Below are 19,516 nucleotides of genomic sequence, written 5' to 3' on the forward strand. Positions count from 1 at the left end.
CAATCCCTCCCTCTCTACCAGGCATAGTAGATGCTTCCTTCATCATATCTGGTCTTATAAAACTCCTTAACGGCATCAGAGTAGTAAGCTTGCTTCAAAGCCTCAATCTTGGGCGTGCCGACAAGCTCGGGCCGAGTAGCGGCAATAATATAGAAATCCTTAACCTCATCCGTTTCAAGTCCCAGCGCATCCTCCAGCTTAAGTCCGCCACTGACGCGCTGGCTTTGGTAGAGGAAGCCCGCTTCCACATCATCGAGAGCGCGCAATAGCACCCCGGTATCCAGCGTTTTAAATTTGAACTTGTGATTGTTTTCTATAATATCCGAAGGGGTAATTTTCGTTACATCGACGCCTTCCTTAATCTTGATCAGACCGGCATCCTGCATAATAAGGAGCGGGCGACCTCCGTTGGCCTGGTCGCCAGGAATGCTGATCGTCGCTCCGTCCGGCAGTTCGTCGAATGAAGCGTATTTTTTGGAATAAATGCCGTTTGGCGCAAACGTCGTTAGAAAAGCCGGAACAAGATTTCCATTATTAGCTTCATTAAACGAATTAAGCGCAGCCGTATGGTTTCCTATTGCAACATCGTAGAAGCCTTCAAGCACTTCCTTGTTTGCAATAATACTGTCGGTCGGCACCTCGAATTCCAGCTTAAAGCCGAGCTTCTCCACTTCCTTGGCCAAAATCGGCGCCACCTCGTCATTGTGATTAGGCGTATTGGCCAGCAGTTTAATGATACGATCCTCTGGGTTGGTCTCCTCCGTTGCAGCCACGCTTGCAGGAGCATCCGTCTGGACAGGAGGCGAGGCTGAACTTCCATTGTTTGGCGCTTTTGTTCCGCATGCTGCCAGGGCAAGGATGACGATAGTAAGAAAAATAGCGGCAAAGACTGGTTTTTTCAACATAGTTCTCCCCTTAAAAGATGATGGTTTGTGTGAGTAAGGTTAAGGTGCGAACCTCTCCTTCGAGGAGTACGTCCAAAATTAATACCAAGTTATCCGCTGCGAATATTTATAGTATATCAGATTTTTTTCATTATAATAGTCTATGTTATGTAATATCTATCATTAAATATTTTAATGATTGCGATAAACCATACCGCCTATTGCGATCAGTACGCCGAGCATAGCCAGTCCCCAGAACAGCCATACGAAAGCAGCCCCTGCCGAACCGGCAAACATTGCTGCCATCAAGCTGCCGCACACAGCGGCACTCCCCGCTCCTCCTATGAACTGGAAAAGTTGCTGCAGGCCAACCGCCCCGCCCAGGCGAGCCGTGGAGACGAGCTTGGGCAGCTCGGATGCTACGCCAGCATTCAATGCCGTACAGCAGACGATGGTCAACAAATAAGCCGCGCCCGCTACCCATGCATAGCGGGTACTGAGCAAGGCCAGCAGGGCATCCCCCAAGATGATCCCCCATGGAGCAAGCATCATCACCCTGCGCTCGCCATAGCGTATGAGCGCCAAGCTTATAGAACGGGCAAGAATGACCGAGAGTAACGCTCCTGGAAATATCATTAGCCCGGTCTGGAGCGGCGACAGACCATGGATATCCGCCAGCATTTGCGGCAGCAGAAAAAGCAGAGTGAAATTATTCATATGGGCAGCCATGCCAATGCCATTCAATAGCATTAAGGGACGGTCTGCCAGAAGCGAAGGATCGATGAAGGGATGGGCACTGCCCTTGATATGGCGGCCTAACCATGCCACAGCCAATATGAATGCCAACGTTGCAGCAAGCGAGCCATGCGAGATAGCCAGCATTAACATTGAACTGCAGCAGGCAACAAGCCATGCGCCGCCCCAATCGAATTGTCCGGGACGACCCGCTTCGCTTGGGAGACTTCGGTATAAGGGCACGATGAGTAGAAGCACAACTGCCGTCACGATAAAGAGACTCCGCCATCCGCCGATCTGGGCCAGGATGCCGCCAGCGAGCGGACCAAGACCGAAAGCCAGCGAAGTCGCGGAGACAATTAACGCTACTGCCTGCCCTCGCCGGGCTGCCGGGACATGCCGGCCGATTAGCACAAGCGCAAGTCCTTTGACGCCTCCGGCGCCGATAGCCTGAATTAGCCTGCCTGCCAGTAATAAACCGGCATTCGTGCTGCCATAACCAATTATCGAGCCAATGCCGAAGCATAACAGGCAAGCAACAAGCAGCGCTCGCAGCGAGCGGAAATCGGCCAGCCTGCTATATGTAATGGAAGCAATTGCGTACATGATGGAATACCCGCTGACAATCCAGGATAAGGATGATCCCCCCATGTTAAAGGCTTTCGAAATTTCCGGCAGCGCCACATTAAACATAGTGGTGTTCATAATAGCCAGCAGCACGGCCAGCGCAAGAAGCGGGACGGCGGCCTTTTCACGAAAAAGAGCTGTAGTTGCAACTGAATGACGCATAATGAAATCCCTCTCTAGTTCGCTATAGTTCGCTATGGATTGCTCTTCCCGAGCGTTCATGTCATACTATAACGTAAATAGATTCATATGTAATCTCTATGGTTTGCAATATTATTCATTGCCAATTTTAATGATTGAGGCGGAGCTTATGGACATTCAATATTTCATTACTTTTCGCGAGGTCGCACGCTGCCAGAATCTGACGAAAGCTGCCGCGCGGCTCGGTTACGCGCAACCGACTGTCAGTGTACAGGTTCAGCGGCTTGAGCATCATTTTGGCATAAAGCTATTTGAACGCAGCAGCAGAAAGCTGAAACTGACAGCAAGCGGCATGCAAATGCTTGTCTACGCCGATCAGATCGTGGAAGGCTATAACCAAGCGCAGGAACACTTTAGTTCCGGGGCTAATATTAGTCTGGCAATCGGTACGACCGAAACTCTTGCCGCCTTCTTTTTGCCTCCTTATTTCCAGGCGTTTCGCAGCCGCTATCCCCAAGCGAACGTCGTCTTCTTCCCTACATCCGATCATGAAGTTATTCGCAAGATCAAGAACAATGAGTTGGATATCGGCATTTTACTTGATATGCCTGTAATAGACCCGGAGCTTAAGTCTATCACCGTGCGCAATGAGGAGCTTATCTTCATCTGCTCCAAGGATCACCCGCTGCATGGCAGAAATAACATAGGCATTCATGAGCTTGAGAACAGCTCTTTCATTTTGACGGAAAAGGGATGCTGCTACCGCAGCGCCTTGGAGAGGTCGATGGACAACAATGGGGTATCCTACAAGGTCGTCTCTGAGATGGGCAGCCTGGAGGGAATCAAGCAATGCGTGCAATATGGGATGGGCATTGCCATGATTCCAAAAATCGCAGCGGCAGACATGCTTCGAAAGGAGCAGTTGGCAGGATTCACGATACGCGAGGACGCACTGTCCTCCTTCTACACGCAAATCATCCTTCACAAAAACAAGCATTTGGCTTCGCCTATACGTTATTTGGTTGATCTGCTGACCGCTAAGCCGCCCCAAGCCTCTGTCCAATCGTTACTCCAAGCGGAGCCAACGGGGCTGGGCAAGCAACCACCGTCTGCTATTAGCACATAATCTTTTTGGATCGGAAGCAAGCCATTTGAACAACGCCGCTTACCTTAAGCAAACACTTCCGGCTTGCAACTTCCCCGTACCCGTAGTCCTAAACTTAAGCGAAAAAAGCGCTAAGTCGTCTGTGAAGAACGACATAGCGCTTTTTTCGGGTTTGTTATTACCGCATCAAGCTCCTCGTGCTTAACGAGCCAAACCTAATAAATCCTAATGAAGGTCAAGCCTTTCGGCTAATCTGGAAGCAAAGCCTCCATCACTTGCTCAATGCCTTCGAGGAAAGCAACACCATTATGATGGAAGGGCGCTTTCAAAAAAGAAAGGGACTTAAAACAGCAGTTGAGCCGATACTGGCTCCATCCCAACATCATGACTGAGGAAACCTTTCGATCAGAGGTTTGCCAAGTTTACAACTTGTATCAAAGCAGCCCCTGCCTTGTGCGAAGATCGCATCCACGTGCATTAGATGATCGGCATTCAAGTCAAACGCTGTCGCACAAGCACGAAGCCTTGTCGTACAAGGGGGAGAGCAGCGACATGCGAGAGTCTGTACGATGTATAAGAGAGCATACAAACAAGCGACCGGTCCAAAGATTCATGAAAGCGTGTTTAGAGAGCGAGCGTTGACTTTAAGAAAAAAAACACACATCGCCGTGAGCATTCAGCCCACATTACGATGTATTCAAATCTTAAATACTATTTTACGCTTTTCGGAGTTTGCTCGTCTCCGGTAGCGATTGGGTTAGATGAGTCCGCACTCCAATCGCTCCAGCTAAAGATTCTTCCTCGGGCATCCATGCTGCCTTCACTATGTTGAAGATATGGCTTCGTATACCTCAAAATCATAAATTCTTGCCGCAGCGTTTTGGGTTTGGGTAGGCGTCGTAACGACCAACTTAATATATCGAGCTGGTACTACAGTAATTTTGTCTACGGTAATGCCGCTCGTATTATTAGTTACGTTCACTACTGTAGTCCAATTTGTACCATCAGTACTGACCAGAATCTGTACAGTGAACTATAGCAGAGAACATAAGAGCATACGCTCAGTTTCGGCCTCTATGAAAATATTTTCAACGGTTACATGTTGATTCCATGTTAACTCAAAACATAAAGAATATATCGCCTAAGGCACGAAGTCCACATGGTGATGTATTATACTTTTACATACTATTTTATGCTTCTCAGTTCTTATTGTTCCCCCGGAGCCACCAGATTCCCGCTATCCGAGCTCCAAACACTCCAGCTATGGGATTCATTTCTTCTCCGGATCTCTGCCAACTTTTTTGTGAGTGCATTCTCCATATTCAGATACTCATTGCGTGCTTCAAATTCCTTGATCTGAAGCTTTAAGCGGTCCTGTTCATTGAGCTCCTCTAGCGGCTTCTTTCGGCCCCGGAGGTCCTGTACAGCCTCTGCGCCACTTGCTTAATATTTACGAATCCATGCATATACCTGGTAAGAGGCACTGTATTTATCTATTTATTTCTTTTAATTAAAAAAATTCCCATAACGATAGAAGTAGGGGTTTTGTTTTTCTTCTGTCTACTATGATGGGAGCATATCACAAAGAGAACGGCCCAGATTTATTTCTAGTAATATGCATTTCTATTTTGAGAGGTATGCCCTCTCCTCATACAGCCTCGTCTTAGGACAACCGATGAATCGACCATACCGCATCCATATTGAAATTAATGGTAAGACCGTTAGCTTCATAATATAATCCAACTTGATCGCCTGCTTGCAACTGAACATCACCAGATAGTGTCACCGTTGCGCTCTCAAGTAGGGCTCTCATAGTTAAGACTAAAGGCATATTAACATTTAAAATAGGCAAGTTACCTTTTATTAAATCAGAGTTGGCATTTTTCTTTACGGTGAAAATTGGGTTGACACCGCTGCCTAGGCTTACGCTGAGTGAAGCAGTTGTATTATAGTTAACAGTTGCATTTATGGCATACTTGCCGGTCTCCGGCACCGTAAATATCCCAGTAGCAGCATTAAACGTAGGACTCGAATAATGTGGGGAAGCCACACTCCAACTTATAAATTGCATACTACTATTTGCAGTGGTTGCACCAGCAGCCGAAAACCCTTCAGATGTATAAGAAGTCCCTGCTGGTCCAGTTGCACCAGCAGAACCCGTCTCGCCTATCGGACCCGCTGGGCCTACTGGACCTGCTGCACCTGGATCGCCTTTATCTCCCTTATCACCTTTGGCACCTGCCGCTCCTGTTGCACCCGTTGCTCCCGGATCGCCTTTGTCTCCCTTATCACCCTTGGCGCCTGCTGCCCCAGTTGCTCCCGTTGACCCCGTTTCGCCTTTGTCACCTTTATCGCCTTGGTCGCCTTTAGCTCCAGGCAGAGCAGGCTCCATTGCTTCATCCATTGTAATATGTAATGTTTGAAGCGTCTGATCCCACACCACCTTGCCTCCGTATAACTCCACTAGGAAACGAGCTGGAACCATCAAGCTGCCATTCACTATTTGTGCCGACTGCTCTAATGCTACCTCCGTAGTCTCCGTACCGATAGTAACGATTGCCGATGCGCGTTCAAGAACGAATAACACGGTAAACTTGTCATCAGACAGCGTCAATGTCTTGGTTTGATTGTCCCAGTGATACTTAGATTCAAACATATCCGCAGCATTTTTAACGGAAATAAGAACCTTCCCATCCTTTACGACAGGAGGAACCTTCTGTTCTATTGAACTTCCATTCACGATCAACGATATTCCAGCTGCCTGCACATATTGCACAGAGATCATCATTAAAGCTAATAATGCGATTCCTACAGTACTTAACCATTTCTTTTTCAGCAAGTTAATTTCCCCTCTCAAATATACAAGCTATAATTAATCTTAATAAATTGTACCATATTCTTATCTTTTTCCCCGTTATTTCCGTAAACCGATAGCATTATCAAGTTACATTGAAATTTATGAAACTTTATTGCATATTATCATTTGCTAGAATTGCTCCGTAATTGGGTTGATCTCAAAAAGAGAGTGAACATTGCCATTAGGATCGGCAGCTATTGATTGTCCCTATTCAGCTTATTGATCATGCTGTTGCCGCTCATTAATATCAGGAGTTGCATAACCGTTCCACAGTGCAACTTTTTCTTTCGAGTTTAATTTCCTTTTTACATTCCCACCTACTTGTCAAATTCTTTTTCTCATTTTTCGCGCAAAAAAAAGAACGGGCTATCTTTTCGATAACCTGCTCTTGTTCTTGATAGTGATCGTCCTAGATGCCTAATATGTTCTTCTAATTCTTGTAGGGTCTTCAATGTAATCAGAAGGTTATCATTTAAAGCGACTTAATCAGCTCTTCCAACTCATCAACCAATACTTTTGCAAGTTCAAAATCAGTATCTTTTAAAGCCAACTCTATTTTCATTTCAACTAATCTTTTATTTTGTTCCGTTACAAGATAGTCCCTATCGAAATGACTAGCATAAATCATCTGTCTAAATTTTTTAATCGTCATTTTCCTAATCGTCTTATTCTCAATGATTAAAACATAATCCATACCATTTACAACAGAATAAAAATCATGAGAAATCATCAGAATCGCACCTTTGTAGCCTTCAATAGCTTTCTCCAGTGCTATTTGGGAATAGATGTCTAAGTGGCTTGTCGGTTCATCAAGAAGCAATACGTTTGCTTTACTGGCAGCAGCTTTAGCCAATTGAAGCATATTTTTTTCTCCACCAGATAGAGATTTTATCTTTTGATTAACGATTTCTCCTTCAAAACCATAGTTTGCAATATACGTTCTAACTTCATCATAACTCTTAAATCCAGCGTCGATGAATTCTTCTAGTATTGTATTAGATACCTTTAGCACTTCGCCTTGATTTTGAGATAAATAAGCCTCTTTAACATCAGCATTTATTTCAATTGATTCATGATTATTTTTAAAGATATCTCGGAGTAAAGTCGTTTTCCCGGTACCGTTCGAACCAATAATGGCTACTTTATCCGTAGATTTCATCTCGAAGTTAACATTGTCTAAAAGCAATTCATCAAAGGCAACACAATAATTTTTTACATTTACAACAATGGCGTCTTCAATTTCATTATCGATACCAAAGCTAATATTCGGTTGCTTAATATCAACAAATGGCGCTTTAATTCTACGTGCTTCCAATCTTTCTTGAAACTTGACTCTAGCTTTTAATGCTTTGCCTCTAGAAGCTTCTGAATTATAAGTTGCGATAGCTCTAAGATTATCAATGATTTGCTCGTTTCTCTCTATTTCTTCATCCTCAGCAACTTTGAGCTCTTGCAACTCAACTTTAGTCTGAAGTAATGAGAAGGTATAATCCATATATCGCCCATCAAACTCTTGGATTTCTGTATTTTCAAGGTGTATAACTTTGTTGAAGCAATGATTCAAAAGATATCGGTTGTGCGTAACAACTAGCAGCATTCCCTTGTGAGAATTAATAAGATTCTTAAGCGCATTTAGGTTTTCAAAGTCTAGAAATACATCTGGTTCGTCCATAATCATTAAGTCTGGACTACTAAGCATTTCCTTCATCACTTGAATGAGCTTGAATTCCCCACCGCTCAGGTCAGATACGCTAAGATTTTTAAGCTTCATAAGGTTGGCTAGATTAAGTTTTTTATTAAGGTTGCTTTCAAAATCCTCCCCGCCAATTAAATCCAATGCGTCTAAAGCTAATTGATATTTTTCTAATAAGGAATCAATATCCGATGATGTTTCCATCTCCGTACAAATAGCTGTTATTTCATTTTGTATCTTAATAAATTCTTCCCCTATATATTCATAAACGGTTGTTTCTTTCGTTGTGTCGATTTGTGGAAATTGACTTACGTGTCCAATCTTGCAAGTCGGGTCTATTACTAACTTGCCTTCGAACAAGTATCTTTCTGGATCCATTAAAATATCTATTAATGTACTTTTACCATTCCCGCTTGTTCCTATAAAAGCGCAATGTTGTGCCTCCTCAAGCGTAAATGATATGTTTTTATATAGTTCTTTTTGCGGAAATGAGAAGGATAAGTTATCAACTTTTATCATAGTATTTCCTTTCTCTATAACTAAAATAGTGACTATTACTAGGTGTATGGCAAGCTATAGATCTTTAGTTTACCGTTGTTAGAGTAACACTGTTCACAACCAACTTCAATCGGTTTATATCCTATCCCTTGGTGGTCCAAGTGGCATATTACTTTGAAAGTATACTAACACGCTTAGGAGAATAAAAAGAATTGGTAAAAATCACGCTATACTGACAGCCCGATTTATCCGATAAAGTAAGAAGAGCGGCATGGGGCATCCAATCCACTCATTCTGCATCAATACCACCTAAAGGAGATGTCTGCGCATGCAATACCAGTTTTGCCAACAGGTCACGATTGTGGATATGAACGATGAAATTATTTCGGAAGTGTTGTTCGATCATGGGAAGTTCGAAACGGCTGCCTTGTCGATCGGGTCCTCCGTTCTGATTCAACAAGTAGGATTGAAGGAATTCAATGTCGTTTACGATAAAAGGGATGGTAAAATCGCTCGTTATAAAATCACGGATATCGAAATCGATCTCATCGCGCGACCGCCGCTCACGCGAGTTTACCTCGAGCCGGTGAAGCTTATCGTCGGCCAGCATGATATCGGAATGATGCTTTAAACGAATTAGCAAATTTGGGCCGCTGCAGCCCTTCAAACCGCGTCCGGCGCGGTTTTCCATCTCTTATTATTAGAGCAAGCAAGTCCGATCAACATGCTTACATGAGAAGGACCGCGTGCCGTCTAGACTGCACGCGGTCTCTTTGTTGATTTCAAGCATAAAAATACATCGCCCCAGGCACTCGGCCCACATAGCGATGTATTCAAAATCCGCATACTATAGTCGCCTGTGGCGACAGAGTTCCGCGGGTCGCTACTCCAATCACTCTAGCTCCCCGCATAAAGCTTCACATTCTTAAACCCGGCTTCCTGCACTGTTGATTATCATTCGTGTGATGCAACAATACAATACCTAATTGTATTTAACTATGACCAAGTTATACCCAGTATCGTATAACCCCTCATTAAGCCTATTAAAAAAGCGAATACCAAAAACGTAACAAGCAGGATGTACCTCTGTCAATAGAGTAGACACAAGAAACCGAGAGAGTTAAGCAGCCATTCGGTACCTGCGTTCGCATTCATTAGGTGTGAGATACCCGATGGTCGAATGAATACGTTTGGCATTGTAGAAGCAGAGAATGTATTCAATGATGCGTCTGCATGCTTGTTCGAGTGTCTTGAACCGCTCCAAATAAATGAGTTCCTTTTTAAGAACGCTATGGAACGCCTCGATGCAAGCATTGTCATAGCAGTTGCCTTTGCGACTCATACTAGCCTTCATTTTGTTTATTTTTAGACGGGCTTGGTAGTCATGAGAAGTATACTGACTGCCTCGATCGGAGTGATGCAACACCTCACCAGATGGACGCTGCTGATTACACAAACCAAGTTTGGCTGTCCAGTAAATCCGTACTATTTTGAATCCCGCTGGCGTGATATGCTTCAAAAATCTAGACTACCTAGAATCCGATACCACGATCTTCGCCATACGCACGCGAGCCTTCTGCTCCAGCAGAACGTACACCCTAAGCTAGTTAGTGAGCGATTGAGCCATTCAAGTGTGGGCATCACTTTGGATAGGTACAGCCATACATATGGAGTGGACTATAAGGCTGCAAATGAGTTAAGCAAAATACTGACTGGCAGGTAAAATAACTAAGAAACTACAGTACGTATTGAATTAAGGTGGAAAGGAGGATCTAGTCGGCTGATTAGTTACGAAATCAGAGGCTCTTGTAAAACTCTTATATAATAAAATTAGCGATCAGGAATATTATCCACAATAAACCACTTATTATTATTCCTACCTTCTCTTTTTTTGTTTTATATTTCTTATATATAAGTGTATATAAAATAAACAAAGGCCATATACTAACCAAAATAATCATTAATATTTCCGAAGTAATATCCATTCACCTCCAACTTATTTAAGTATTTTTCCATTTCATAACACTTGATTTACCTGATTCCAATATGTGTAGTTTAACATGAAAATTGCACATAAGTAAAAATGATTAGCTAATCAGTTTTACTTATGTGCTTGAAATTACCGTTTTCTATTCATTAGATGCTTTGTAGAATTGCATAAGCGCTACCCATCGAACTATTTGCATCGCTACCCGCAGACCAAATAGCAGTAGCGAATCCAGCAACACCTATTGCTCCTCCAATAGCACCAACGACACTAGCTGCTGTCAAAACTGTTAACCCTAATGCGGCCATAAGTAAGGGAGCATTTATATTAATGGTATTTCTAGCTGCGACAACATCGCCAGCATAATGCTTGAAATTTATTACTGCTAATTTATTCGGACCATCTGTAAGTACTGACTTGGTGACTGCATCATCTTTTGCTCCACCAGTATCTAAAAACATTGCGCCGTCGATTGATAGCCTATTTTTAATTCCAGAAGCAGTTGTCATAGTTGTAGTATATGGAGTAGGGAGAAGTATATGAGTATAACGATCCTCCCAAGTAATGTAAGAGTAGCGTCCTCCGCTCCCGAGAACTGTATATGAAAATCTTTGATTCATTGGTGTGTTCTCATAGCTTGAATCACTGTAAATCACCTCATTTAGATCGTACTTTTCACCATTTATTTCTGCCTCATTCTCATTAATTACTTCGATTGTTGTTACATCTGAATTTTCTGTAACACTACCATCATTAAAGTTATTAATTTCTTTAGTATTTAATAGGATCTTATTATCAATAATAGTTCTAGTTATAGTTCTATATGTTGTTCCAATAATTTCTCCATCTTTAAAAATCTCCTTCTGTTGTTCCAGTAGCACTAATTCTTGACTTTTCGCTGCAAAAGTCTGCATGGGAGACAGCGCAAATATCAAAGATAACGTTAAAATAAATGCAATTGCTCTTCTCATATTTTATTCCTCATCTCTTCATTTTTTGCATTCAGTTCCACAAATAAATCAACATCCCCTCATCGTGGATAAATTAGAATGTTAGCTCAATTTTCCCATACTTATCCATAAATTTCAACAAAGTATATTTGTATTTCCGAAAGACCGCATGCGGGACACAAAATGGAGTTTTAGCTTATTCAAGCTCACACGGTTGTTGATTTCTTGTTGATTGGTTTTGAAAATGTGAAGGCTATTGAATCGCTTCTGAGTTTATAATTTAGTTACAATGCATGAAACAACGCCTGTATCGTGAATAAGGGGCCCATACAGCATTTTCCTACGAGGAGGGGGCTGATCGGCCTTCTTTGTATGCTTACAGCGGTGGGGATCAACATGATCGTTGGGCTGTACGATACATGAAGAAGCATACAAACAAACGCTCGGTTCTGGGCTTTCTGAAAGTATTTACAAGGAGCGAGCGTTGACTCCATGTTGACTTCGAGCGTAAAAAAATACATCGCCCCGAGCATTCAGCCCACGTGACGATGTACTCCCAGACACATACTATAAATGCTTCTCGGCCCTTACTCTTCCCAATCCGCAACCGGGTTACTAGAATCCGAACTCCAATCACTCCAACTCCCCGCATAAAGCTTCACATTCTTAAACCCTGCCTCCTGCGAAGCAGAGGTCAGGAAATGCTGCTATTGCAAATACTTTCTTCAAAAGGTTAATCCCATTAAATAAGCTCTTACTGGTCTCCGGTCGCTATTTCAGTACTTATTTGTAATAGGGTTCAGAGTAACGCTCTACCGGCAAATTTCACTACAGTTTTAGTACCTAAAGTATTACTAGGCTTTACTCATCTGCATCTTCATTTTTAAAGATTTCTCTCAAACCAATATGAGTTGCTATTGCAAAATCCATTAATTTGCTATCTCCAGGGTGAATTCTAAGGCTCATGAGTTTGAATTTGAAATGACCAATCGCAAGTTTTCTTTCATTATATTGAAATTGAATAAATGATTTTACAGCATCAAAAATGTAACATATAATCATAGGAAACATTTGCTCCCACTCTTTATTTCCTCTTAAATCATCTTGAATTAGAGCCTCATTTATAAAGCCGATGTGTCCCTGACAGGGCTCAATTACGAAATCAATAATGGCGAAATGTTCCGACCCAGCTTGTCTAATGTATCTGGTTTGTTTTTCAATACGTTCTACTACAGAAATAATAGATACTTTTTCCACATCATAAGGTGGATGAATCCAAATCATAGAGAACTCCTTTCTGGTTTAGCATGTAATATGATCATTGACACTTATAGCGCCTGTATGCGCTTCCCTCATCCGATATTTTGAAGTCATTTATGATAAAGCTTTCCCGTCAGTCAAAGCTGAAACGAGAGCTTCGAGACGATTAGGTCGATCCAGTACTCCATCAGCTTGTGCGATAGATTTCCCAACACGGTTACTCTACCGTCTGGTAGCGATCATTATGAATCGCCTGCTCGATCCATCCCTCAATCTGATGCTTAGGTAGTAGGATATTACCTCCAAAAGCATTGTTCCTATGTATGCCCCAGTCTCCATATACTAGCATATGGTACTGACTATCTATTCGTTTTACGAGCCCCCATACGCCGAGATCTCCCTGTGCGCCAGCACTTATAAATAGCCAATCCTGGTAATTGAATATGCACGGCTTCCCGAACATTTCAAAATCCTCCAAGTACCCGTTACTCCCATCTCTGATCGGAAATCGCTTATTGTAATCCTTAATCATCCACACCACTAAAACCTTTACTCGCAACCAAGCTTTGAAATTATCCTGCTCAAGTACACATTCGATGGAGCAACGAACAAAAGAAGAATGCTCAATCTCTTCGGGATGTGAATCCCATCCATTGAGGCTGGAGGATACCGGAGTGTAAAGCATCCAAAAAGGGTTTCCTACCACCATATGAAAAGGATGACATACTTTCACCGTTCTAACCTGACCTTGCTCTGGCGGGCGATCTGACCGCATCCAATGGGGGGCATCTAGCGGAGGAACATCGTTGTCGTAGTCAGACCATTCCATAACATCATTTTCGAAGCCAACAATATCAAAAAACTCACTCTCCATCTTTACGTGCTCCGATAAACTTTTGCATGTGCTGCACACCAAGGCGATTACTTCTTGCTCCATCTGTTCCAACTCCATTCTATCTCGTCCGATTGCTCAGAGCCTTACGTTTGCCATTTAAATAATAACCACTTTATCAAATGACATGCCATTCCCAGATGTCCGTAATGCTTCAATATTCTTGAGTGATAACTGTTTAATAAATTTTCGTCGATTATGATACACACAGTTAACTAATAAAACCTTAGACAAAAAACTTCGAGCCCCATAGTGTATTTTCACTCTTCCTCCTACACTGTTAATTATCATTCGTGCAGATGCAGCAAAACAATACCTACTTATGTTTAACTATGACAAAGTTATACCCAGTATCGTATAACCCCTCATTAAGCCTATTAAAAAAGCGAATACCACAAACGTAACAAGCAGGATGAGTATAGTTACGCTCTCAGGTATATTTTTAATCCTATTAATTAAAAACATCGCGGCGAAAACGGCAATTGCCACTACTCCATATTTCAACTCAGTGGAAGAGATTAAAAGGATAAATGCAAAGACGCCAATACATATCGTATAAAATGCTTTTTTGTATACTTTAGTTATGATTAAACACCTACCAATATTTTAAATCGTGCATTTAAATTCGCATCTACTTATAATCCTTTTAACCCACCCAACCATGTCACAATAATCAGCATGATCCCAATGAAAATAAATACATAGCCACCTATTTTATAACGCTTTATCATGGCTTTTGTTACTTTCTTTTTATAAGTATTGCTTGCCGTCGTTCTATTCATAAATTCTGTAAATACAATATTTAATATACCGTAACCGCAAAACATCAGAAAAAAGATGATTGACATGATCCATTTCCCTTGCATTATTTCCCTCCTAAATGGTAATACCAATCTTGATAGTACATTGGCGTTACTGGATCGACCATATGCACACTTACTAATATTTTCTCACCTGACAAGCCTACTTCACCAGGATATAGCCTCACTTCGGTAGAAGTATAGTGTAGATTATAAGGTGGCTGAGGAGATAAACAACTTGCTAAAAAGAATACAATAATTTTGAACACTCACGCCTTTTCTATCGCATTGTTCTACTACACTTTGTTACTAAATGATATAGTAAATTTACGTTTAGCTATTTTTAAAAATGAGAGGAGCATCCCAAAGATGAGGGAAATTGTTGAAAAAGATATTCAACATTGGAATAAATACAATCCTACGGAATCCCATTATAGTCGATACACCCCAGGTACAGTAGCATCTGCATATAAAATAGTAGATGTCTACAGGATGTTCACTATGGGCCGTTGGAATAATGCCTTCTTTCTCGAAGAAGATTATGGACATCTTTGTGATAAAAATGATAATATTTCGATGAAATTCGTAGAAAGTATGTTTATTTGGGATACTCTTTTCTATTACAACAATTCAATTGACTTAACATGGCAAGTTGTCTGGTATTACTATTATGTAGACACTTATGAACTTCTCTATGATGAGGACGTCTATAATAAAATCGCTGACAAATGTGACCTACCGAGTTTAAACGCATTACTTGATTTGAGAGTTAGCCACCCTTCAGTCGAGGGACAACTTGCCGCTAAAGTCAAGATATCAATAAACCAGTTCTTCGGTAATGACACTGTAGTTAAAATGCGCAAGATGTATAACTACATTAAACATCGTGGATGCTTTCATGTTGATGGATTGGGGAGCAATGATAAGTTTTCTAACTTCTCTGTAAATGGTCTACACTTCAAAATGTTAACGAGACAAGAAATTGATCTAAATGAAACATCACTGTTATTTGAGCAATATGATGGCCTGTTTGTAGACTATTTTAATCAATTGATCCAATTACTAATGCCTTCTGATTATTTTCTAAAACACTTGGATTTTAACGGTGTTCTTTACGATTATCAAAAATTAAAAGACAAACTCGACTGATTGTTTTTGTTGCTCCTGTGTTGAATGTAGACACATTTAAATGAAATTGTTGAATCACCTTCATCATTGTTCCATATAATAAGGTTATAGGGTCGGTTAGCCACTCCCAAGAGGAGGGGGCTGATCGGCCTTCTTTGTGTGCACACAGCGGCGAGGATGTATGATTGGTGGGCTTTTCGATGCCTGAATAAGCATAAGAGCATGCGTTCTGTTTGGAGCTTGATGAGATCGCTTTCAGTTAGCGTTTGTTGATTCCTTGTTGACTTAGACACCGATGATCAGAAAGAAAAGAAGTACATCGCTATATGAGCGATGTACTTCCAGACACATACTACTATGCCGATTACGCTTTCTCTTCTTCGCCAGTCGCTACGGGGTTTTGCGAGTCAGAACTCCAATCACTCCAGTTTCCCGCAAAAAGCTTCACAAGACTGTTTAAATACTATCTATTCTTGTCGTGATTCTTACTCCATTCTGTCAATTATTCAAAGACCAAATGACTTCACATAACAATAAGTTTCGTTTTCATAGTGATCGCTCAAACTCATTTGGATTGTAAATACCATACGAGTATGCCTTGAATAACGCGGTCTCTGCGTTTGTTAACCTCATTTATTTGAAGTGGTTATATCGTAATTTTCCAAGTACTTGACCACTTCATTTGTTACCTTCATAACAGGAATCAATTCTGCCTTTTTATCTTCATTATTATCAACCAGAGTGATCTGAATAAGTATATTATGAAAAGATAAAATCGTATTTTGAGATTTATACGAGTAAATTCCATAATCATTTACATCAATAAAATCCGGCTTTACAAACAATAAATCATTAGATAAATTTTGCTTTAAATAAATCAAATCAACAAACACGAGACAATTCGTATCTTTATTAAAATATGCAATTCTTTCTTGTGTTTCTTTATAACTTTGAGTCCCGTCCACCGTTAAAAACTTTCTTTGACCAAAAGAGCTTTCCTTATCAATTGCAATTAAATTATCATCTGTGGTTTGAGCGACTTTCTCATATTGCTCAATTGCTAGCTCTTGTACCATATCAGAAAATAAATTCCTGAATTCCACGTAGGAAAAAAATGGTTTCGTTTCTTCTTCAACTTTAGGTTCTTGTTTAGTACAACCGTTGGCTAGAAATATAATACAAATCATTAAAATGAATATCGCTTTTCTTTCATTTTTCATTATACAAACCTCCGTAATGTATGCAATCTTAGTTAAGCGAGTAACAGAGTGAAAATTCATCAGCCCTTCTGACTTCCTCTAGGAAGCAAAAGGGCTGAATTGTTCCCCCTTCGGGGTACGTCAATTATTTATTTCACTTTGGAGGAAGTGGCGAACCGTTCGCTACATCTCCGCCTTTCCAATGATCGTCTGATCCAATAATTCCCCAAGCATTTCCTGTCTCATAATAAATCCCTAAATTTGTTGATTGTCCTGTTGCCTTTACAATTTTCCACTTGTCCCAAGCTCCACTTCCTCCGGTATATTGACCGGCTTTGTATCTATAAATATAACCAGTTCTGCCAGCAGGCACATGAACTGTAGCCCCAATTGTTTCACCAGTGTATGATGTATGCTGATAACTTACTTCTAGCCCTACTTTTGCTTTCATCTCAGCTAGCACAGACACTTTAAAACCTGCTTCTGCTTCAATTCTACCTGTCGTTGTCCAAACAGATTGAACTGAAGATGTTTGCGAATAACTTAGGGGAACGAGTTGGGTCGAACTTGAAGCATTTTGAAATGTAACTTGTCCTTTATAAAACTTATACATACTATAAGAGTCATAGTTTGGAACGTAGTATTTCCAATTATATTGGTAGATATAAGTGCCATAATCCTCTGTAAATTGTGGATTGATTCCCCCTGAATTAGTAAAGTCACTAAACTCTTTTTGTCCTGTAAACTCATCGTCACTTACAATCTGGGTTTTGATTTTATTGCCGTTAAGATCCTCAAAATATGCTTCTTTTTTAAATTCATCCAACTTTTTATCGTATTTTTCTGGACCATCTGAATAATATTTATGAATGAACTCCGCATTGCCAGCAGCGTGGGTCACGGGTGTAACGATAGTGATGGCTGTGAGTAATGCTACAGCAACTGGTATTAATCCTTTTTTCATGTTTACATCTCCTTGTTTCAATCATTGTATTGTTGAAATACATGGTACTGTTAACACAACTTTTAAGTGTTCAATTATGATATATAATTGATATTATCAGTTTGGTCTCAATGAAACTCACTTGGTCCTCCTTTACTAAAAACTTTAAAATCAACAACCGTTCTCTTAAATCATGCAACTGTTAACACACCTAAATCCTACCTCTTTTTTCATATATATGGAATACCCCTTTTGTATCATTTATATGTCGAATTTTGGATTAAATAATAATTTAATGATATAAATTGAGAATTCCTGTTCCCTCACGTCATCATCTGTTGATTTTACGTTACTACTTAGGTACCTATATAGAACATTTCGAGTGAAATCGGCGTCCGAGCCACTATATATTGATTTCCATCTTGCAACGTTGCCCAATAATAATGTAAAATTCACAGGTTCACAAGGTCCAAAACACAACATATAGTGTTTAAAATCTCTAGTAAGTCAAAATGTCGTACCTAAGTAGTAACGATTTTACGTTGATTCAAATTTTCGATGTAAATAAAGTGTTGACTTTGCGGGGTTTGTTACTTTGCCCAAGCTGTACTCCAACACGCTACACAACCTATACATGAAGCAGGGCCGGTTAGCGACTCTCCAGAGGAGGGGCAGACCGGCCTTCTTTGTTTACAGGGAGAGCAGCGATATGCGGTATGCGAGAGCCTGTATGGCACATTAAGAAGCATACAAACTAGCGCTCAGTGTAGAGCTTCTTGAAAGCGACTTCAAATAGCGCGTGTTGACTCAGTGTTAACTCAAAGCCCCGCTGAATACATCAGCCAAGACACTCGCCTCTAGTGGCGATGTACTCAGAACGCCCGTCCAACGCGGCTTCTCAGCCCTTACTCTTCCCCCGTAGCAACCGGATTCCCGCTATCCGAGCTCCAGTCACTCCAACTCCCCGCATAAAGCTTCACATTCTTAAACCCTGCCTCCTGCAGCGCAAAAAAGTTAGGCGTAGCGGTCACACCTGATCCGCAGTACACGATAATTTCATCGTCCTTCGACAGCGCGGCAAAGCGTTCCGCCTGCTCCTCCGGCGACTTCCACATGCCATCCACATGGCGGCTTTCCACCCAAAAATGATTAATCGCCCCCGGAATATGCCCGGCCGCCGGGTCCATCGGCTCGACTTCCCCCCGATAGCGAGGCGCTTCACGCGAATCAATAATGACGATCCCGTCCTTGCCAATGCTCTCCTTCACATAAGAGCGGCTTACCAGTATCTCGTCCCGCAAAGCTGGTTCAAAAATAACCCCTGCCACCGCCTCCGGCTCTTCTGAGCTAACGGGATAATCTGCTGCCTGCCAAGCGGTGAATCCGCCCTCCAGCACATACACTTGCCCCTCATGCCCCATCCACTCAAGCAGCCAGCGCAGGCGTGAGGCCATAGCCCCACCTTGGTTATCGTAAGCCACTACTGTCGTATGATTGCCAATTCCAATCCGTCCCAAAAAAGCGGCCAATACTTCCGTCTCTGGCAGAGGATGGCGTCCACCTTCTCCGTTCGGGCGCTTCGGTCCCGACAAATCATGGCTTAGATCGGCATAATAGGCTCCCGGAATATGGGCCTCTTCATACGATTCTCGGCCTGTTTCAGGCTCAGTCAGCAAATAACGCGTATCGACAATTACTGTATTTTCAGCACCCAAACGCTCAAGCACCCAATCCGCCTTTTTAAAATAAGTCATCCCGCTCAGCTCCTCCAACATATTTTCTGGCTTAACCCAGCTATATACCGCCATCGTACCCGA

At 41.7% G+C, this 19,516-nt stretch carries 16 protein-coding genes and 2 pseudogenes; 4 read left to right on the forward strand and 14 right to left on the reverse strand.

Annotated elements, in window-relative coordinates:
- Positions 1 to 14: 14 nt before the first annotated feature.
- Complete coding sequence (locus ASF12_RS07560) at positions 15 to 905, reverse strand: MetQ/NlpA family ABC transporter substrate-binding protein (RefSeq protein WP_056031682.1); 891 nt, start codon at positions 903 to 905, stop codon at positions 15 to 17.
- 171 nt (positions 906 to 1,076) lie between these two features.
- Positions 1,077 to 2,408 carry an MFS transporter gene (locus ASF12_RS07565; protein ID WP_056031685.1) on the reverse strand — a complete coding sequence of 444 codons (1,332 nt, stop codon included), beginning with the start codon at positions 2,406 to 2,408 and terminating at the stop codon, positions 1,077 to 1,079.
- Between the two features lie 148 nt (positions 2,409 to 2,556).
- On the opposite strand from ASF12_RS07565, the gene ASF12_RS07570 reads away from it, so the two are divergent.
- Positions 2,557 to 3,513 carry a LysR family transcriptional regulator gene (locus tag ASF12_RS07570; RefSeq protein WP_063892474.1) on the forward strand — a complete coding sequence of 319 codons (957 nt, stop codon included), beginning with the start codon at positions 2,557 to 2,559 and terminating at the stop codon, positions 3,511 to 3,513.
- Positions 3,514 to 4,315: 802 nt separating this feature from the next.
- Here ASF12_RS07570 and ASF12_RS36515 read toward each other — a convergent pair.
- From ASF12_RS36515 to ASF12_RS07580, 3 genes are all read right to left on the reverse strand, one after another.
- The gene (locus ASF12_RS36515; protein WP_081418660.1) at positions 4,316 to 4,513 is read right to left on the reverse strand and encodes a discoidin domain-containing protein; all 198 of its coding nucleotides are present in this window, start codon (positions 4,511 to 4,513) and stop codon (positions 4,316 to 4,318) included.
- 642 nt (positions 4,514 to 5,155) lie between these two features.
- Positions 5,156 to 6,331 carry a copper amine oxidase N-terminal domain-containing protein gene (locus tag ASF12_RS07575; protein WP_056031688.1) on the reverse strand — a complete coding sequence of 392 codons (1,176 nt, stop codon included), beginning with the start codon at positions 6,329 to 6,331 and terminating at the stop codon, positions 5,156 to 5,158.
- Positions 6,332 to 6,821: 490 nt separating this feature from the next.
- Positions 6,822 to 8,561 (reverse strand): ABC-F family ATP-binding cassette domain-containing protein, encoded by a 1,740-nt coding sequence (locus ASF12_RS07580; protein WP_056031691.1) that lies wholly within the window; start codon positions 8,559 to 8,561, stop codon positions 6,822 to 6,824.
- Between the two features lie 307 nt (positions 8,562 to 8,868).
- Between ASF12_RS07580 and ASF12_RS07585 the strand changes: the two genes are divergently transcribed.
- Positions 8,869 to 9,171 carry a hypothetical protein gene (locus ASF12_RS07585; RefSeq protein ID WP_056031694.1) on the forward strand — a complete coding sequence of 101 codons (303 nt, stop codon included), beginning with the start codon at positions 8,869 to 8,871 and terminating at the stop codon, positions 9,169 to 9,171.
- A gap of 489 nt (positions 9,172 to 9,660) precedes the next feature.
- Here the strand turns inward: ASF12_RS07585 and ASF12_RS35040 are convergent.
- Positions 9,661 to 9,984 (reverse strand): annotated as a pseudogene (locus tag ASF12_RS35040) (IS3 family transposase); the annotation flags it as partial.
- Here ASF12_RS35040 and ASF12_RS36300 point away from each other — a divergent pair.
- Entirely contained in the window at positions 9,958 to 10,263 is a 306-nt protein-coding gene (locus ASF12_RS36300) for a tyrosine-type recombinase/integrase (RefSeq protein WP_327204909.1), read from the forward strand. The pseudogene ASF12_RS35040 and the gene ASF12_RS36300 sit on opposite strands and share 27 nt — an antisense overlap.
- A 413-nt stretch (positions 10,264 to 10,676) precedes the next feature.
- Here the strand turns inward: ASF12_RS36300 and ASF12_RS07595 are convergent, their stop codons facing one another.
- The 5 genes and pseudogenes from ASF12_RS07595 to ASF12_RS07610 all read right to left on the reverse strand — a co-directional run bounded on the left by ASF12_RS07595 (position 10,677) and on the right by ASF12_RS07610 (position 14,495).
- Positions 10,677 to 11,498, reverse strand: coding sequence for a hypothetical protein (locus ASF12_RS07595; protein ID WP_056031699.1), 822 nt, complete (start codon positions 11,496 to 11,498; stop codon positions 10,677 to 10,679).
- Between the two features lie 566 nt (positions 11,499 to 12,064).
- Positions 12,065 to 12,166 (reverse strand): annotated as a pseudogene (locus ASF12_RS35520) (sulfurtransferase); the annotation flags it as partial.
- 172 nt (positions 12,167 to 12,338) lie between these two features.
- Positions 12,339 to 12,761 (reverse strand): hypothetical protein, encoded by a 423-nt coding sequence (locus ASF12_RS07600; RefSeq protein ID WP_056031702.1) that lies wholly within the window; start codon positions 12,759 to 12,761, stop codon positions 12,339 to 12,341.
- Between the two features lie 193 nt (positions 12,762 to 12,954).
- A complete protein-coding gene (locus tag ASF12_RS07605; RefSeq protein WP_081418662.1) occupies positions 12,955 to 13,674 on the reverse strand; it encodes a hypothetical protein in 720 nt (239 codons plus the stop codon).
- 590 nt (positions 13,675 to 14,264) lie between these two features.
- Positions 14,265 to 14,495, reverse strand: a complete 231-nt coding sequence (locus ASF12_RS07610; RefSeq protein WP_056031708.1) for a hypothetical protein — start codon at positions 14,493 to 14,495, stop codon at positions 14,265 to 14,267.
- Between the two features lie 303 nt (positions 14,496 to 14,798).
- On the opposite strand from ASF12_RS07610, the gene ASF12_RS07615 reads away from it, so the two are divergent.
- Positions 14,799 to 15,578, forward strand: a complete 780-nt coding sequence (locus tag ASF12_RS07615; protein WP_056031711.1) for a hypothetical protein — start codon at positions 14,799 to 14,801, stop codon at positions 15,576 to 15,578.
- Positions 15,579 to 16,186: 608 nt separating this feature from the next.
- Here ASF12_RS07615 and ASF12_RS07620 read toward each other — a convergent pair.
- From ASF12_RS07620 to ASF12_RS07630, 3 genes are all read right to left on the reverse strand, one after another.
- Positions 16,187 to 16,777, reverse strand: coding sequence for a hypothetical protein (locus ASF12_RS07620; RefSeq protein WP_056031714.1), 591 nt, complete (start codon positions 16,775 to 16,777; stop codon positions 16,187 to 16,189).
- Between the two features lie 133 nt (positions 16,778 to 16,910).
- A complete protein-coding gene (locus ASF12_RS07625; protein WP_056031725.1) occupies positions 16,911 to 17,720 on the reverse strand; it encodes a hypothetical protein in 810 nt (269 codons plus the stop codon).
- An 884-nt stretch (positions 17,721 to 18,604) separates the two neighbouring features.
- Positions 18,605 to 19,453: a sulfurtransferase gene (locus ASF12_RS07630; protein WP_056032982.1), complete on the reverse strand. Its 849-nt coding sequence runs from the start codon at positions 19,451 to 19,453 to the stop codon at positions 18,605 to 18,607.
- Between the last annotated feature and the right edge of the window lie 63 nt (positions 19,454 to 19,516).

This window comes from Paenibacillus sp. Leaf72 (assembly GCF_001422685.1).
In the GTDB taxonomy this organism is placed as follows: domain Bacteria; phylum Bacillota; class Bacilli; order Paenibacillales; family Paenibacillaceae; genus Pristimantibacillus.

Coding starts and splice junctions, on each gene's coding strand:
- ASF12_RS07560 (WP_056031682.1), bottom strand. CDS start 905: ATGTTGAAAAAACCAGTCTTTGCCGCTATTTTTCTTACTATCGTCATC.
- ASF12_RS07565 (WP_056031685.1), bottom strand. CDS start 2,408: ATGCGTCATTCAGTTGCAACTACAGCTCTTTTTCGTGAAAAGGCCGCC.
- ASF12_RS07570 (WP_063892474.1), top strand. CDS start 2,557: ATGGACATTCAATATTTCATTACTTTTCGCGAGGTCGCACGCTGCCAG.
- ASF12_RS07580 (WP_056031691.1), bottom strand. CDS start 8,561: ATGATAAAAGTTGATAACTTATCCTTCTCATTTCCGCAAAAAGAACTA.
- ASF12_RS07585 (WP_056031694.1), top strand. CDS start 8,869: ATGCAATACCAGTTTTGCCAACAGGTCACGATTGTGGATATGAACGAT.
- ASF12_RS36300 (WP_327204909.1), top strand. CDS start 9,958: ATGCAACACCTCACCAGATGGACGCTGCTGATTACACAAACCAAGTTT.
- ASF12_RS07595 (WP_056031699.1), bottom strand. CDS start 11,498: ATGAGAAGAGCAATTGCATTTATTTTAACGTTATCTTTGATATTTGCG.
- ASF12_RS07600 (WP_056031702.1), bottom strand. CDS start 12,761: ATGATTTGGATTCATCCACCTTATGATGTGGAAAAAGTATCTATTATT.
- ASF12_RS07605 (WP_081418662.1), bottom strand. CDS start 13,674: ATGGAGCAAGAAGTAATCGCCTTGGTGTGCAGCACATGCAAAAGTTTA.
- ASF12_RS07610 (WP_056031708.1), bottom strand. CDS start 14,495: ATGCAAGGGAAATGGATCATGTCAATCATCTTTTTTCTGATGTTTTGC.
- ASF12_RS07615 (WP_056031711.1), top strand. CDS start 14,799: ATGAGGGAAATTGTTGAAAAAGATATTCAACATTGGAATAAATACAAT.
- ASF12_RS07620 (WP_056031714.1), bottom strand. CDS start 16,777: ATGAAAAATGAAAGAAAAGCGATATTCATTTTAATGATTTGTATTATA.
- ASF12_RS07625 (WP_056031725.1), bottom strand. CDS start 17,720: ATGAAAAAAGGATTAATACCAGTTGCTGTAGCATTACTCACAGCCATC.
- ASF12_RS07630 (WP_056032982.1), bottom strand. CDS start 19,453: ATGACTTATTTTAAAAAGGCGGATTGGGTGCTTGAGCGTTTGGGTGCT.